12 protein-coding genes, 1 rRNA gene and 1 riboswitch are annotated in these 14,362 nt (G+C 64.9%); of the genes, 10 read left to right on the top strand and 3 right to left on the bottom strand.

Features of this window, described 5'->3' with window-relative positions; all coding sequences use genetic code 11:
- From rrf to ACE3TQ_RS23305, 3 genes are all read left to right on the top strand, one after another.
- A 5S ribosomal RNA gene (rrf, locus tag ACE3TQ_RS23315) occupies positions 1-106 on the top strand; the annotation flags it as partial.
- A gap of 272 nt (positions 107-378) precedes the next feature.
- Positions 379-1,686: an SWIM zinc finger family protein gene (locus ACE3TQ_RS23310; RefSeq protein ID WP_374585503.1), complete on the top strand. Its 1,308-nt coding sequence runs from the start codon at positions 379-381 to the stop codon at positions 1,684-1,686.
- The gene (locus ACE3TQ_RS23305) at positions 1,683-4,334 is read left to right on the top strand and encodes a DUF6493 family protein (protein WP_374585501.1); all 2,652 of its coding nucleotides are present in this window, start codon (positions 1,683-1,685) and stop codon (positions 4,332-4,334) included. Before ACE3TQ_RS23310 ends, ACE3TQ_RS23305 begins: the two co-directional genes overlap by 4 nt.
- A 24-nt stretch (positions 4,335-4,358) precedes the next feature.
- Here the strand turns inward: ACE3TQ_RS23305 and ACE3TQ_RS23300 are convergent, their stop codons facing one another.
- Complete coding sequence (locus tag ACE3TQ_RS23300; RefSeq protein ID WP_374585499.1) at positions 4,359-4,643, bottom strand: hypothetical protein; 285 nt, start codon at positions 4,641-4,643, stop codon at positions 4,359-4,361.
- Positions 4,644-4,848: 205 nt separating this feature from the next.
- Between ACE3TQ_RS23300 and ACE3TQ_RS23295 the strand changes: the two genes are divergently transcribed.
- Complete coding sequence (locus ACE3TQ_RS23295; RefSeq protein WP_374585497.1) at positions 4,849-6,162, top strand: metallophosphoesterase; 1,314 nt, start codon at positions 4,849-4,851, stop codon at positions 6,160-6,162.
- 15 nt (positions 6,163-6,177) lie between these two features.
- On the opposite strand, the gene ACE3TQ_RS23290 is transcribed toward ACE3TQ_RS23295, so the two are convergent.
- Together ACE3TQ_RS23290 and ACE3TQ_RS23285 are read right to left on the bottom strand one after the other, a co-directional pair.
- Positions 6,178-6,759, bottom strand: coding sequence for a C39 family peptidase (locus ACE3TQ_RS23290; protein ID WP_374585495.1), 582 nt, complete (start codon positions 6,757-6,759; stop codon positions 6,178-6,180).
- A gap of 12 nt (positions 6,760-6,771) precedes the next feature.
- Positions 6,772-7,416, bottom strand: coding sequence for a hypothetical protein (locus ACE3TQ_RS23285; protein ID WP_374585493.1), 645 nt, complete (start codon positions 7,414-7,416; stop codon positions 6,772-6,774).
- A 150-nt stretch (positions 7,417-7,566) separates the two neighbouring features.
- A riboswitch (glycine riboswitch) is annotated at positions 7,567-7,662 on the bottom strand.
- Positions 7,663-7,833: 171 nt separating this feature from the next.
- Here ACE3TQ_RS23285 and ACE3TQ_RS23280 point away from each other — a divergent pair.
- The 6 genes from ACE3TQ_RS23280 (at position 7,834) to ACE3TQ_RS23255 (ending at position 14,356) form a co-directional block, all read left to right on the top strand.
- Positions 7,834-9,057: an ABC transporter substrate-binding protein gene (locus ACE3TQ_RS23280; RefSeq protein ID WP_374585491.1), complete on the top strand. Its 1,224-nt coding sequence runs from the start codon at positions 7,834-7,836 to the stop codon at positions 9,055-9,057.
- A 15-nt stretch (positions 9,058-9,072) separates the two neighbouring features.
- Positions 9,073-9,891 (top strand): carbohydrate ABC transporter permease, encoded by an 819-nt coding sequence (locus ACE3TQ_RS23275; RefSeq protein ID WP_374585489.1) that lies wholly within the window; start codon positions 9,073-9,075, stop codon positions 9,889-9,891.
- Positions 9,888-10,733 (top strand): carbohydrate ABC transporter permease, encoded by an 846-nt coding sequence (locus tag ACE3TQ_RS23270; RefSeq protein ID WP_374585487.1) that lies wholly within the window; start codon positions 9,888-9,890, stop codon positions 10,731-10,733. Before ACE3TQ_RS23275 ends, ACE3TQ_RS23270 begins: the two co-directional genes overlap by 4 nt.
- A gap of 4 nt (positions 10,734-10,737) precedes the next feature.
- The gene (locus tag ACE3TQ_RS23265) at positions 10,738-11,859 is read left to right on the top strand and encodes an ABC transporter ATP-binding protein (protein WP_374585485.1); all 1,122 of its coding nucleotides are present in this window, start codon (positions 10,738-10,740) and stop codon (positions 11,857-11,859) included.
- Positions 11,860-11,873: 14 nt separating this feature from the next.
- The gene (locus tag ACE3TQ_RS23260) at positions 11,874-12,902 is read left to right on the top strand and encodes a LacI family DNA-binding transcriptional regulator (RefSeq protein ID WP_374585483.1); all 1,029 of its coding nucleotides are present in this window, start codon (positions 11,874-11,876) and stop codon (positions 12,900-12,902) included.
- Positions 12,903-12,985: 83 nt separating this feature from the next.
- Positions 12,986-14,356: a GH1 family beta-glucosidase gene (locus ACE3TQ_RS23255; RefSeq protein WP_374585481.1), complete on the top strand. Its 1,371-nt coding sequence runs from the start codon at positions 12,986-12,988 to the stop codon at positions 14,354-14,356.
- The last annotated feature ends 6 nt before the right edge of the window (positions 14,357-14,362 follow it).

The following is a 14,362-nucleotide window of genomic DNA, read 5'->3' as shown; positions in this document are numbered from 1 at the left end:
ACCATAGCAAGTCGGTCCCACCCCTTCCCATCCCGAACAGGACCGTGAAACGACTTTGCGCCGATGATAGTGCTGCAACCAGTGTGAAAGTAGGTTATCGTCAGGCTCTTATTAGAAAAGCCCGCTAACGTGTGTTAGCGGGCTTTTTGCTTTTTCAAACCGGAAAACCGAAAAACCGGGGTCTGACCCGCAGGGTCAGACCCCGTCTGTGCAACGGGCGCTGGTCTTGGGTGTGCGCTGTTGATCTTCGCTGAATGTCAAAGGCGCCAAACCCAACCCCCTGCGTTGAATAGACAGGGTCTGACCCTTGGGTCAGACCCAGGTTTACCGGGTTTAGCCAGCGAACCATTTTGCTTTACGGCATGTTATATTTTCTGCATGCCTGCACTTTCACATTCCTACCACTACGCTTTTTCCTCCGGCCTTACCGAAGTCGGTCGACCGCACCTGACACTGGCGACTTCGAACGCCGACCAGCGTCCGCATTTCTTCGAAGGCCGCTTGCTGCAACCGCGCCTGGCTTCTGAACTTCTGACCGCAGTGCACCTGATTGTTGGGTCGCGCTTCTTCCTGCCGGCTAACTCGCTGGCGAAAATATTGCGCCTGGCCGACCCGGTAGTCACATGCGGCGAAGGCGCGTTGAGGTTCGAGGGTTTTTCCGGGTGCTGCAGCACCTATATCCGCGCCGACTTCCTGCCCGATGCCTATGATGGCGACATACTCGGCAAAGGGACCACCAATGTGGACTTCAACGCACCGATGCGTGCTGCGTTGGCGCGCGTTCGCGACAGCGAGGGAATGGACCTGTCGGTGGGCGCCGATGGCGTGACCATCAACTCCGTGACTGAATCCAAAGTCGAATTGCCACTGCGCTGGTTGCGCGGCATGCTGGAGGTGCAGTCCTACCAGGCCGGCATGCGCTTGCGGTACACAATGAACGGCATGGAGGCGCTACGGTTCCTGCGCGCCTTGCCACGCAACGCGAATGGCCGCACGCCTTTGTGGATCGTTGCCGGACCGACGGGTCTGCGCGTGACGGCTCAGCCATCTCCGGATGGTGTGCGCATGACGGACAGTTCGCGCCTGCGCGTGCTCGAAACGCTGGTGCCTAAGGCGAAATCCGTTGCGCTTTATGCGGACGAGGCGCAGCAATCCAGCGCCTGGGTGCTTGATTTTGGCCCGGCGCGCCTGACCCTGGCCTTGAGTGCGGAAACATGGCGCGGGTTTTCAGGTGAGGGCCAGTCGCTGCGAGCCTTGTTGCGTGCGTCCGGCTCTACGGCTTTATCGTCGGTGCGTGCGCAACTGAACTGGCAGGCTGCACTCGATCCGGCTGCAATCGCGACTGCGCTTGCACTGCCTGCGGGCGAGGTTGCCGATGCGCTGCGCGTACTCGGTGCCACAGGCCTGGTTGGTTTTGATGTGGCAGCAGGCAGTTATTTCCATCGCGTGTTGCCGTTTGACCTCGCACTGGTGGACGATTTGAACCCCCGCCTTGCGGCGGCACGAGAACTGTTGGAGCAGCAGGCAGTGAGAATCATCAACAACGATCCGATCGAAGCACAGGTGGGCGAACATCGTGTGCGTGAAGTGGCGCAGGAGATGCAGTGCACCTGTCCGTGGTTTGCCAAATACCAGGGCGCACGCGGGCCATGCAAACATGTCTTGGCAGTGGAGGCGACGCGATGAGCTTCCAGCCGCTGAACGAACTGGAGGCATTGATATATGCCGGCGATGGGGATGCAGTGCTGGCCCGCCTCGAAGTCATGTCCCGGGAGGAGCGTTCTGCCCAGGCCGAGCGGCTCGCGGTGGTGGCCGACTTGATGCATTACTGGTGGTGGAATCGCGCCGTGGTTCACGACAGCTGGGGCATGCTCGCCACTGATAGCCAGCGCGATGCTATTGCAGTTGCTGCCCTGGCCTGCGCGCCCGCGGAACAGGCATGCCGCTTCCGCCTGCCTGCCAAGCGAGTGGCGGAGGTTGTAAGTCGCATAAAGCCGGCAGGAATCGGCACGCTTGCCCGCGATTTTGCTGCGCGTGGCCATATAGCAGCTGCATTGCAGCTCGCCGCTGAAGGCCTGTCGCCGTACGCGATCGATGATGCGGGAGTAACACGCCTGATCTTAATGCCGCGTTGGACTCACTACATGCGCGAATACCTGGTTGAGAACCGCGAAGCGCTGCATCCTGTCTTGCTGAAGATATTCGAGGTCGAAGGCAGCAGTGAAGACAACCTGGCCGCGATCGACAAATACTGCAAACCCGACCGGACCTGGGCCTGGCACTTGTTGCAGCTCTGCGAAGATGGCTGGTATTCCCGTGCCGAACTGTTGGCCCGCTGTCTCGGCACTCTGGAACGGGATTGGCCGCAGTTCCGTGCGGGCTGGTTCTCCCGCTTCCACGATCAGCTTGCACCGACGCTGGAAGAAATGACGCCCCATGCTGCGTGCTATCTCGGCATGCTGCAAAGCCGGATCCCTCCGACAGTTACCCTGGCACTGAAAGCTTGTGCCAAGCTGTTCGACAAGAAGCAATTGGCGCACGGCGCGTTGTTGGACGCGCTGCCGCAGGTCCTGCTTTCCGCCGTCAAGGCGCAGATTACAGCGGCCCTCAAACTGCTCGACGCTATGGTCAAACGCGATCCTGCATGCGCGAAAGCGGCGGCGCTGGTATCAATTGGCGGCCTGCAGCATACGGATCCGGATTTGCAGCAAGCGATTGTCGAGCGCATTGAAAAATGGGGCATGGACGCCGATGCGCGCGAAGCGCTGCAAGGCATGGTGCCTTTCGTCGCGGCGAGCATTAAGCCGAGGCTGGATGCGCTGCTCGAGGGCATGCCTGTTTCTGCTGCGGTGGATTGGCAGGAAATCGTTCTGCCGCCACGTAGCAAGCCCATGTCGCCGTTGGATCCCTCCCGCTTATTGGCGGTGCCGGCAACGCTGGATGACCTAGTGGCATTGTGCGCACGCCTGATTGAGGATGAGAGTGACCTCGATTTGTTCGAGGCTGCTTTCGGCGCATTGTTGCGGTCCGCGCCATTATCGGATGATGACCGTGCGCGTTTTGCGCCAGTGGTCAAACGCGCCCGCAAAGTGAAGATGGATCTCTACGAGATGAAGTCGTGCGTCTCGGGTGAATTCGCACGCCTGCTATTGCGCTGGGTGGCGGACGAGCAGATCGAACGCACACATAGGCGCACAGGCGCCCTGGGTGTGCTGGCAGAACGCTTTGATGACGCAAGCATGTTCGAACTGGCCACGCACCGCGGCGGCTTCATCGACCCGGCCGTGCTGGTGCAACGCGCGAATGAACTCGGGACGGGAGTGGCGCAGTTGCCTCTGCGTGTGCAGGTGCGCGCATTGCTGCGGCTTGCCCCGTCCGGGAATGCTGCAATCCTGGCTGCTGCCAAAGAGTTGCCCGTCACGCCGTTCAGCCAAGCCTTGTGCTACGCGTTGGGCGGGGAATGGCCGGCACAGCCGAATGAGGCATTATGCCTGGCAGCAGCCCGCATCCGCCATCCCGGTTCGGACGATCCTTTGGCATTGTTGGCCTTTGGTGCTGCGTTGCCGGATGGCGCCCTGGCCGCGCAAGTGGACCTTTATAACGAATTGGTTAAATGGGAGCGCGGCGATTTCTTCCGGCCCCGTGCCACTGTGCCTGCGCCCCAGCCACCGGTGGATGGCATCTTGCTTGCACCATACCGCTACCAAGGCTTTTGGAACGATTCAGAGGCGCTGATCCTTTTCGGCGCTTCGCTGTTCCCCTCCAGTCACGAAGCCGTGTATGCGGAGGCCCTGCCAGGACTGGCACAAAATCTCCAATACGCGGACGTGCAATGGCACCATGGCGCGTGGGTGCGCCTGCTCGGTGACCCGGTAACGGAAATGACGCCGGCCGCGACGAAGACGCTGGCACTTGCCTTGATGGGCAAGGATCCGGGCCGCCTTGCGCGGGCGGTCGACGCTTTCGTCGCGGCCAGCCTGGATGGGCGGCTTGATGTGGACGTGCTGGGCAGGGCTTTCCTGGACCTGATCCCGATGGAGTATTTCATGGCAGCGCGGCTTGCTGCCAGCCTGGCGATGGCCGCGGCGGCCGATCCCGGCATGCCGCCTGTCGTTTTGGCCTTGCTGGGACGGCTGTGCGCCGTGGCGCCAAGCGAAGTGCCGCGCGACATGGCGAAGCTGCTGCAATTGATGCAAGAGCTGGCGTTGCAGTACAGATTGCGCCCGCCTGCTACGGCCCTGGCTGCGCTGGAGCAGCTGCCGCTAAGCGGCAAAGCGCAAAGCGTCAGGCGCTCCCTGCTGGATGCGCTCGCAGCGAGCCACGGTTTGCCCTAGTTCGTCGCCCGGCCCCAGATCAGGTCAGAACGGCGACCAGGGCGCGCTGCCATCGCCATGCAGGTGCTGCAAGCCGAGGCGGCGCCGAGCCGGCGCTGCAGGATTCTCAAAACGCGTGGTATCGACCACCAAGTCGGCAAACTCCGCAAACTCGGGGAAGCACTGCTTGCCCACGCATTCCTTGATAATCGACGCTGGCAGATTCGGCACCACGACATCGTTCTTCAGCTTCACGCCGGGGAACAGGTATCCGACATCCGAGTTCCAGTAATAGGCGACGCGTTGCAGCGGCGTGCCCGGCGCAGGCATTTGCGGGAACAGGTGGCTGACAGAGTCCGCCGCGACTTTTTTTCAGGCCCGGGCCGGCCCAGTGGAACCACGATTTGGGGAACAGGGCGGCCGGTTTTGTGATGGCACGCATTTCCGCCAGCGGGAAATAAATCGATTCGCGTGCACGCGCACTGAGTGCCGAAACATCTTTTGCTTTTCCGGCAATGTTTGTTACTATTGTCAAATGAATATCAAAAAATCCCTGCGCCGGATCGCTTTCCTGCTGACCGGCATTCTCGTCCTGCTACTCGCGATTGCTGCCGTAGCCCTTTACAACTCCCGGCTTGAAGTCACGCCGAACGGCGTGCATAGCCGGCTTTATGTGCCGGTCAACAGCGAGAAATACGCCAAGGTCAGCATGTTCGCCGGCACGGGCGATGACGCCACGCTGCCGGGCTTCCTGGATGGGCCGGTGGTGCGCCGCGCTGCGGACGGCAGCTGGAATGCATCCTGGTTCTGCGAAGACCGGGCGCACCAGCAGCAGGCTGCCGACGCGCAGCTGGTGATCGAATGCGCCGGCAAGCGCAGTGTTTACCCGCTTGGCGCGGCAGTGGCGCCGTCCGTGGCGGGCGGTGTGCTGCCGATGCCCGGCAAAGTGGCTGTGCTGAGCGATATCGAGGGCAACCTGCCTTTCCTCGACGGTTCCCTGGCCAAGCTGGGCGTGACCGATGCCGCCGGCGCCTGGGCCTACGGCACGGGCCACCTGGTCATCGTGGGCGATGCGGTGGATCGCGGGCGCGAAGTCTTCGCTGTGCTGTGGCGCTTGTATGCGCTGGCGCAGGAAGCGCAGCGCGTCGGTGGCGGCGTGCATCTGCTGCTGGGCAATCACGAACAGTACATCCTGCGCGGGAACACGACGCGCGCCCACCTGGAACACTTGTATGCGCTGAACCACCTGGGCGGGCCGGTGGCGGCATTCTCCGGCGATACCGTGATCGGCGCCTGGCTGCGCGCGCAGCCAGTGGTGCTGCAGATGGGCAGCGTGCTGTTCACGCACGGCGGCATCAGCAAGGCGACGGCCGATAGCGGCCTGACGGTTCCGCAGCTGAACGAAGCCATGCGCAACTACTGGCGCGGCGCGCCGTCGGCCAAGCCGGCGCTGGACGCGGTGCTGGGGCAGGGCGGCGTAACCCAATACCGCGGCTACCTGGATGAGGCGGATGGCCTGGCCAGCGCCGAGGATGTGCAGCATGTGCTGAACCGCTTCGGCGCCAGCACGGTGGTGGTGGGGCATACCCTGGTCGACAAGGTGACCATGCTGCACGGCGGCCGGGTGATCGCGGTGGATGTGAATACCAACGAAGCCGCCGATGAGGCGCTGGTGTTCGAGGACGGCAAACCGCGCGTGGTGGCCGTGGTGGACCGCGGCCTGCCGCCGGAGCAGAAGGCGCGCGGCCAGCAGCGCGATTTCCGCTTTGCCGCCGCCGCCGACTGGCGTGCGCTGGCCAGCACGGCATGGCGCGCCGTCGAACTGGCGCGCCTGCCGCATCCGTATTAACCAAGGTTAAATGGCTTAGGGACTGACGTTCATGCGCTGCGTGTGGGTCCAGTTATGGTCCGATGCGCTGACGGCGGACGCGAAGGTGCGGTAGGTCTGTCCTTCGCCGGGCCACGGGTTCATGATGTAAATGTAGTTGGTGCCGTTATAGGTTTCATAGCCGCGGCCCACCATGATATGCCCGCCGCCATTGGTCCAGCCGTAGCGGATGACGAAGGGACGGTTGGCGTTGATCTCCGTGACCACCGAATTCCACGACAGGTAGTTGTTGATCGCGGTATTCGGCACGCCCCAGTTGGACAGGATGTTCTGCACGCTGCCCGAGCTGCCGTACATGCTGTTGGGGCGGTTGGCGTAGCTGTTCCAGTCGAAGGTGCCGTTGCCGCAGGCGTAGTTGATGCCGTAGGCCCAGTTCACGATCTGGCACTGGCTCGGCGTGCGGTTGTACACCGCCAGCACGGCCTTGCTCGACGCCGACCAGCACCACTGGCTGTGTTCCTGCGTCGTCAGCGGCACGTTCAGGGTGCGCCACTGCGCGAAAGCGGAGGGCAGGGCCAGTGCCAGCATGGCGCCGGCCAGGATTTTTGCGATGTTCATGTGTGTCCCTCCTTAGCGGAATGCTTCGACATTGGTTTTGACTGCGGCGCGCAGCGGCTCAAGCAGTTCGGCGCCATCGACCAGCTGGCTGCCGGCCTTCTTCAGCAGCAGCGATTCGCGTGCCGAATGCAGCGGCGCGAACTTGGCGCGGTCGACTTCCAGCAAGTCGGAGCGGGCCTGGTAGATGCGGATGAAACGCAGGTTGGAGCGCGCGCCGTTGCCATGCGCGTTGGCGGCGGCATCCACGTCCTTGGCCAGCACCGCGCCGCCATAGGCCACGGTTTCAAAGCGGCCGTTCACCTGCTGCACAGTGGCCAGCCCGATCGGCTTGCCGCGCAGGGAAATGACGAAGCGCCACTCGCCCGTGGGCCGGGCCAGCGCGGACAGGTCGCCGCGCGCCAGCAGCTCTTTCGGGTCGATGGTGTAGACCTGGAAGCCGTGGCTGACCGTGGCTTGCTTCAAGTCGCCGACATCGGTGATATCGAGCGGGAAGTCGGCCGGCGCGCTGCCGGGGCGTATGGCCTGCTGGTGCTCGGCGAATTGCACGAGGCCGCGTTTGGCAGCCTGCAAGGCCGCGCCGTTGTCTGCTTTTGCCAGGAACGGCACGGCCATCATCGCTGCGCAGGCAATGCGCAGCCAGAGTCGATGCGTATGCATGTGACTACTCCTCTGAAGGTTGATCAGATGTTGAAAGGTGCGTGGGATCGCCCCCTCTGTGCTGGACCTGAGAGTTTCACAGGCATGGCGGCCTGCTTGCTCCTTCGGTGCGCCAGCCTTGGAGCGCTGGCGGCTCTTCAGAGTTGTGAAAACACGCGACCGGTCCTTTGGCCTGAGAGATTCCGGGGGCGGGCTTGCTCCTTCGGCGTTGTCCATGGGTGGGACAAACTCTCCCGATCGCGCGGCCGGTATGCACCGGCAGCGAAATCAGCATAGCGCATGGATTTATACGGTTTCAATCGTTTTCCGCATGCCGTTGCGTTTTCGCCATTACTGTAGTTCCTGCTATCCTGTTGACACTTTCACAGGAAATTGGTAACGTTTCCAAAAAAGTCGCAGCACATAACAGGAGACACGATGTACAAGCAGTTATTCGCCTGCGCGCTGGCGCTGGGCGCCGCCCCAGTGCAGGCGGGCGGGCAGAGCGCGGAAGTGATCCACTGGTGGACCTCGGGCGGCGAATCGGCTGCCGTCAAGCAGCTGGCCAATGCCTATCGCGCAGCCGGCGGCAACTGGATCGACACGGCGATTGCCGGCGGCGACCAGGCGCGCGCCGTGACCCTGAACCGCATGGTGGGCGGCAAGGCGCCGACGGCGGCGCAGTTCAACATCTCCAAACAGTTCGTCGACATCGTGGACCAGGAAATGCTGGTGCCGCTGGACGACGTGGCGCGCCAGCAGCAGTGGGACAAGATGCTGCCGGAGCCGATCGTGAATGCCATCCGCATCGACGGCCATTACTACGCCATGCCGATGAATATCCATATGCAGACCTGGATCTGGTATTCCAAGGCGGCGTTCAGGAAAGCGGGCATCGAGAAGGAGCCGGCCAGCGTGGACGAACTGTTCGCTGCACTGGACAAGCTGAAAGCCGCCGGCCTGGTGCCGCTGGCGCACGGCGGCCAGGCGTGGCAGGAGCACATCCTGTTCGCCGCCATGCTGGCCAACATCGGCGGCCGCCAGCTCTACCTGCAGGTGCTGCGCGACCGCGACCAGCGCGCCATCAATTCCGAGGCGGTGCGCAAGGTGTTGCTGGCGTACAAGCGGCTGCAATCGTATGTCGATCCCGCCGCGCCGGGCCGCAACTGGAACGACGCCACCGCCATGCTGGTCAGCGGCAAGGCGGGCGTGCAGATCATGGGCGACTGGGCCAAGGGTGAATTCAGCAATGCGAAGATGGAGCCCGGCGTGCATTACGGCTGCATTCCCGGCCTGGGCGCGGCCGCGCCTTACCTGATCCAGGGCGACGCATTCGTGTTCCCGCGCTCGGACAAGGCGGACGTGCAGAAGGCGCAGAAACTGATGGCGACCGTGCTGCTGGCGCCCGCCACGCAAGCGAGCTTCAACAAGCTGAAAGGCTCGGTGCCGCCGCGCGTCGACGCCGACACCAGCCAGCTCGACGCCTGCGCGCGCGCCGGCGCCGCCATCATGCGCGACCGCAACCGCCAGGTGGGCGCGCCGGAAATCTACCTGACGCCCGACCAGAACGGCGCCGTGCAGGATGCGCTGACCGCGTACTGGAATACTTCCATGCCGGTGGAAAAGGCGCAGAAGGCGCTGGCCGCAGCGCTGAGGAATTAAGCGGTGCGCCGGGCCATGTCCTACGCAGCGCTGCTGCCGATGCTGCTGACGGTGTGCGTGGGCTACCTCGGCTCCTTCGCCTGGACCTTCTACGTATCGCTCACCAGCTCGCGCAGCATTGCCACCAGCAAGCTGGTCGGCCTGGCGCAGTACGAGCGCCTGTTCGGCAACGAGCGCTGGCTGCTGTCGCTGCACAACCTGGCCCTGTACGGCGTGCTGTTCATCGTGGCCTGCATGGTGATCGGCTTCCTGCTGGCGGCGGCGATCGACCGCCAGGTGGCGGGCGAGGGCGCGCTGCGCACGGTGTTCCTGTACCCGTATGCGATGTCCTTTGTGGCCACCGGCCTGGTGTGGCAATGGATACTGACCCCGGGCGGCATTCCCGGCGTTGAGCTGGACTGGCTGGTGGACCAGGACATGGTGGTCTACACCGTGGTGCTGGCATCCGTGTGGCAGGCTTCGGGCTTCGTCATGGCGCTGATGCTGGCCGGGCTGCGCGGCGTCGATCCGGAAATCTGGAAGGCGGCGCGGCTGGACGGCATACCCGTGTGGCGCGTCTACCTGTCCATTGTGCTGCCGATGCTGGCGCCGACGCTGGCGACGGTATTCATCCTGCTGGCGACCATGGTGGTCAAACTGTACGACGCGGTCGTGTCGATGACCCAGGGCGGCCCCGGCACGGCGAGCGAAGTGCCGGCCAAGTTCATCATGGACCACCTGTTCCTGCGCGCGAACATCGGCCTGGCATCGGCCGGCGCCGTGGTGTTGCTGCTGACGGTGCTGGCCTTGCTGGCGCCGTGGGCTTATGCCCGCAGCAGGAAGGGGGCGGCATGAAGGTGGCGCGTTTCGGCCTGTACGCCTTCCTCGCCAGCGCGGCGCTGTTCTTCCTGCTGCCGCTGTATGTGATGCTGGCCACCTCGCTGAAGCCGATGGATGAAATCCGGCTCGGGAATATTTTCGCCTTGCCGCTGGCGCCCACGCTGGACGCCTGGCGCGCGGCCTGGAGCGAGGCCTGCACCGGCGCCGCCTGCGAGGGCGTGCAGGGCGGCTTCTGGAATTCGGTGCGCATCGCGGTGCCGGGCACGCTTATCCCGATCGCGCTGGGCGCGCTGAACGGCTATGCGCTGTCGTTCTGGCGCCCGCGCGGCGCCAACGTCCTGTTCGGCATCCTGCTGCTGGGCGCATTCGTGCCGGTGCAGGTGATGATTTATCCGCTGGTGCGCATGATGGCGGGCCTGGGCGTGTTCGGCACGCTGCCGGCGATCGTGCTGGTGCACCTGGTGTTCGGCATGCCGGTACTGACGCTGTTGTTCCGCAATTACTACGCGGCGCTGCCGCAGGAGCTGTTCCATGCGGCGCGCATCGACGGCGGCGGTTTCTGGCGCATCTTCTGGCACGTGATGCTGCCGCTGTCGGTGCCGATGCTGGTCGTCGCGGCCATCATGCAGCTGACCGGGGTGTGGAACGATTACATCCTCGGCCTGGTGTTCGCGGGGCGCGACAACCTGCCGATGACGGTGCAGCTGAATAACGTGATCAATACGACGACGGGAACCCGTCTTTACAACGTCAATATGGCCGCCACGATCCTGACGGCGCTGGTGCCACTGGCGGTCTACTTCTTGTCCGGCCGCTGGTTCGTGCGCGGCATCGCCGCCGGCGCTGTGAAAGGTTGAACGGATGTCCAAGGTAAGCCTGAAAAAACTGAGCATCACCCTGGGCGGCAACGCCATTATCCGCGCGCTGGACCTGGAGGTGGAGGAGGGCGAGTTCCTGGTGCTGCTGGGGCCTTCCGGCTGCGGCAAGTCCACGCTGCTGCACAGTATTGCGGGCCTGGTGGAGACCAGCGGCGGCGCGGTTGAAATCGGCGGCAAGGATATGTCGCGCACCGACCCGAGCGAGCGGGGCATCGGCATGGTGTTCCAGTCGTATGCGCTGTACCCGACCATGACGGTGGAGAAGAACATGTCCTTCGGCCTGCGCATTGCGGGCGTGCCGAAGGCCGAGATCAAGCGCCGTGTGGCGCGCGTGGCATCCATGCTGCACCTGGGCGAGCTGCTGGAGCGCAAGCCGGCGGCCTTGTCCGGCGGCCAGCGGCAGCGGGTGGCGATCGGGCGCGCGCTCGTGCGCGAGGCGGGCGTCTACCTGTTCGACGAGCCCTTGTCCAACCTGGACGCCAAGCTGCGCACCGACCTGCGGCGCGAACTCAAGCTGCTGCACCAGCAGCTGGGCGCGACCATGATCTATGTGACGCACGACCAGGTCGAGGCGATGACGCTGGCCAGCCGTATCGTGGTGATGCGCGCGGGCGAGATCCAGCAGGTCGGCACGCCGGCCGAGGTCTACGAGCGGCCGGCCAACCTGTTCGTGGCCGGCTTCCTGGGCGCGCCGGCGATGAACTTCGTCGCGGGCGAGGTCGATGCGGGCGGCACGTTCACCGGCGGCGCGCTGCAGCTGGCGCTGGACGGCGCTCCCCTTGGCGCTGCCCCCGGCGGCGCGCGGCGCGCCGTGCTGGGCGTGCGTCCGGAGCATATCGCGCTGGCGCCGGCGGCCGTTGGCGCGGGCGGCCCCGGGCTGCAGGGCAGGGTGACGCTGGTGGAGCCGATGGGCGCGCACCGCGTGGTGTGGCTCGACTGCGGCGGCCAACAGCTGTCCTGCATCGTGCAGGGCGGCCGCGCGCTTGCGCCGGATGACGTGGTGTCGTTCACGATTGATGCACAACGCGCCTGCCTGTTCGACCCGGACAGCGGCAAGCGCTTTGAAACGGCGGGCGCTTCAAGTATGCTCGCAATGACGGAATAAGCAAAAGGAATACAGTGGCCACTATCAAAGATGTTGCCCGCCTGGCGGGCGTAGGCTTGGGCACCGCCTCCCGCGTTGTCAGCGGCAAGGGCTCGGTGTCCCCGGCTACGCTGGAGAAGGTGAGGAAGGCGATCGACGAGCTGGGCTTCCGTCCCTCGCACGCCGCGCGCACGCTGCTGACCGGCACCAGCCAGATGATCGGCGTCTACATCCCGGTCCTGAGCGGCACCTTCTACACGCCCATCCTGCAAATCATCGACACCGAACTGCGCGCCGCCGGCCTGCACATGGTGGTGGCTTTCGGCGTCGGCCTGGGCGATGAGCGCAAGCAGGCCAAGGACGGCATCCAGTTCCTGATGGAGCGCGGCTGCGACGGCCTGATCGTGATGACCAGTGCCCTGCTGGATGAGGATATCGAAGCGCTGGGCGCCCAGCAGAACCGCATCGTGGTGCTGAACCATCATTTGCCGAGCATCCCGGACCAGTGCTTCACGGTCGACCACAAGCTGGGCGGCCGCCTGGCGGCGCGGGCGCTGCTGGACCACAAGCACCGCGACATCGCCGTGGTGGCCGGGCCGGCGCGCCTGGTCGACAACGTGGCCCGTATCGAAGGCTTCATGGAGGAGCTGCAGGCGGGCGGCGTGGACACCAGCCGCATGTGGGTGGCCGAGAGCGACTTCTCGCCGGCCGGCGGCTGGGCCGCGGCCAAGGAGCTGGTCGAGTCGGGCCACACCTGCACGGCTCTGTTCTGCGCCAATGATGAAATGGCGGTCGGCGCGCTGTCCTACTTCCAGGAAGCGGGCATCCGCGTGCCGCACGACCTGTCCGTGATTGCATACGACGACACGCCGAGCGCCGAGTTTTCCGCGCCGCGTTTGACCACGGTGCACATGCCGTGGCGCGAAATGACGATGAACGGCCTGAGCGCCTTGCTGAACCGCTGCTACGACCTGCGCCGCACGGTGACGCGCAGCTTCCCGGTGACGGTGACCCTGCGCGCCTCGCTGGCCAAGGCGGCAAGCGGAAAACGCAAGGCGACATAAACCGGTTCCGCAGGAAGGGGCGCTTGCGCCCTTTTTTTCGGGCAAATGTGGAAACCTTTCCAAAACCCTGTACACTACTGAACATGACTACTCCAGACCAGCTTGAACCAGGCGCCCCGGTGCGCAGCGACTTTGCCCGCGACTTCCTGTGGGGCTGCGCCACGTCCTCCTACCAGATCGAGGGGGGCGCCGGCGCAGGGGGGCGCGTCGAGTCGATCTGGGACCGTTTCGCCGCCACGCCCGGCAAGGTGCGCGACGGCTCCAGCGGTGCGGTGGCCTGCGACCATTACCACCGCTGGCCGGAGGACATGGATATCGCGCGCGACATGGGCCTGAACGCCTACCGCTTCTCGATCGCCTGGCCGCGCATCATGCCGGGCGTGGGCGCGGCGCCCAACCAGGAAGGGCTGGATTTCTACGCGCGCCTGGTCGATGGCATGCTGGAGCGCGGCATCCAGCCCTGGGCCACGCTCTACCACTGGGACCTGCCGCAGTACCTGCAGGAGCGCGGCGGCTGGGCCGAGCGCGACACGGTGCAGCGCTACCTGGAGTTTGTCGATGCGGTGACGCGCCGCCTGGGCGACCGCGTGCGGCACTGGATCACGCACAACGAGCCGTGGTGCACCGCCATCCTCGGCAACTTCGAAGGCATCCATGCGCCGGGGCTGACCGACTTCGGCACCGCGCTGCAGGTGTGCCACCACGTGCTGCTGTCGCACGGCAAGGCGGTGCCGCTGATCCGCGCCAATGTGCCGGACGCGCACGTCGGCATCTCCCTCAGCCTGCACCCGCTGCGCGCGGCCAGCGACAGCGCGGCCGACCGCGCCGCCATGGAGCGCCACGACGGCCTGCGCTACCGCTGGTTCCTCGACCCGCTGCACGGGCGCGGCTACCCGGCCGCGACGCTGCGGCAGGTGGGGGCGGCGGCGCCGGTGGTGCACGAAGGCGATATGGAAGCGATCGCGGTGGCCACCGACTTCATGGGCATCAACTACTACTTCCCCGAAACGGTCGCCGCTGCGCCCGGCCACGAGCCGCTCGATGCACGCGTGCTGCCGCCGCCAGCGGGCGCGGAAACCACCGCCATGGGCTGGGAAGTGGCGCCGCAGGGACTGGCCGAGCTGCTGGGCCGCATCCATGCCGACTACGCGCCGCAGGAGCTCTACATCACCGAGAACGGCTCCTGCTATGACGACGAAGTGCAGGCCGACGGCACGGTGGACGACAAGGGCCGCCGCCGCTACCTGGCGCGCCACCTGGGCGCCATGAAGGATGCGATAGCGGCCGGGGTGCCGGTGAAGGGCTACTTCGCCTGGAGCCTGGTCGACAACTTCGAATGGGCCGAAGGCTACCTGCGCCGCTTCGGCCTGGTACACATAGACTACAACACACAACAACGAAGGCTGAAGGAGAGCGGCAAGTGGTATCGCGCCTTCCTGCGCCAGCCCGACTGAGGAGAC

Origin of the sequence: Pseudoduganella sp., assembly GCF_041914865.1 — a bacterium.
Classification (GTDB): domain Bacteria; phylum Pseudomonadota; class Gammaproteobacteria; order Burkholderiales; family Burkholderiaceae_D; genus Rugamonas.
Note: the sequence above shows the minus strand (reverse complement) of the source record. Positions and strands in the feature narration are given on the sequence as shown.

Coding starts and splice junctions, on each gene's coding strand:
- ACE3TQ_RS23305 (WP_374585501.1), top strand. CDS start 1,683: ATGAGCTTCCAGCCGCTGAACGAACTGGAGGCATTGATATATGCCGGC.
- ACE3TQ_RS23255 (WP_374585481.1), top strand. CDS start 12,986: ATGACTACTCCAGACCAGCTTGAACCAGGCGCCCCGGTGCGCAGCGAC.
- ACE3TQ_RS23285 (WP_374585493.1), bottom strand. CDS start 7,416: ATGCATACGCATCGACTCTGGCTGCGCATTGCCTGCGCAGCGATGATG.
- ACE3TQ_RS23270 (WP_374585487.1), top strand. CDS start 9,888: ATGAAGGTGGCGCGTTTCGGCCTGTACGCCTTCCTCGCCAGCGCGGCG.
- ACE3TQ_RS23275 (WP_374585489.1), top strand. CDS start 9,073: ATGTCCTACGCAGCGCTGCTGCCGATGCTGCTGACGGTGTGCGTGGGC.
- ACE3TQ_RS23280 (WP_374585491.1), top strand. CDS start 7,834: ATGTACAAGCAGTTATTCGCCTGCGCGCTGGCGCTGGGCGCCGCCCCA.
- ACE3TQ_RS23290 (WP_374585495.1), bottom strand. CDS start 6,759: ATGAACATCGCAAAAATCCTGGCCGGCGCCATGCTGGCACTGGCCCTG.
- ACE3TQ_RS23295 (WP_374585497.1), top strand. CDS start 4,849: ATGAATATCAAAAAATCCCTGCGCCGGATCGCTTTCCTGCTGACCGGC.
- ACE3TQ_RS23265 (WP_374585485.1), top strand. CDS start 10,738: ATGTCCAAGGTAAGCCTGAAAAAACTGAGCATCACCCTGGGCGGCAAC.
- ACE3TQ_RS23310 (WP_374585503.1), top strand. CDS start 379: ATGCCTGCACTTTCACATTCCTACCACTACGCTTTTTCCTCCGGCCTT.
- ACE3TQ_RS23300 (WP_374585499.1), bottom strand. CDS start 4,643: ATGCCTGCGCCGGGCACGCCGCTGCAACGCGTCGCCTATTACTGGAAC.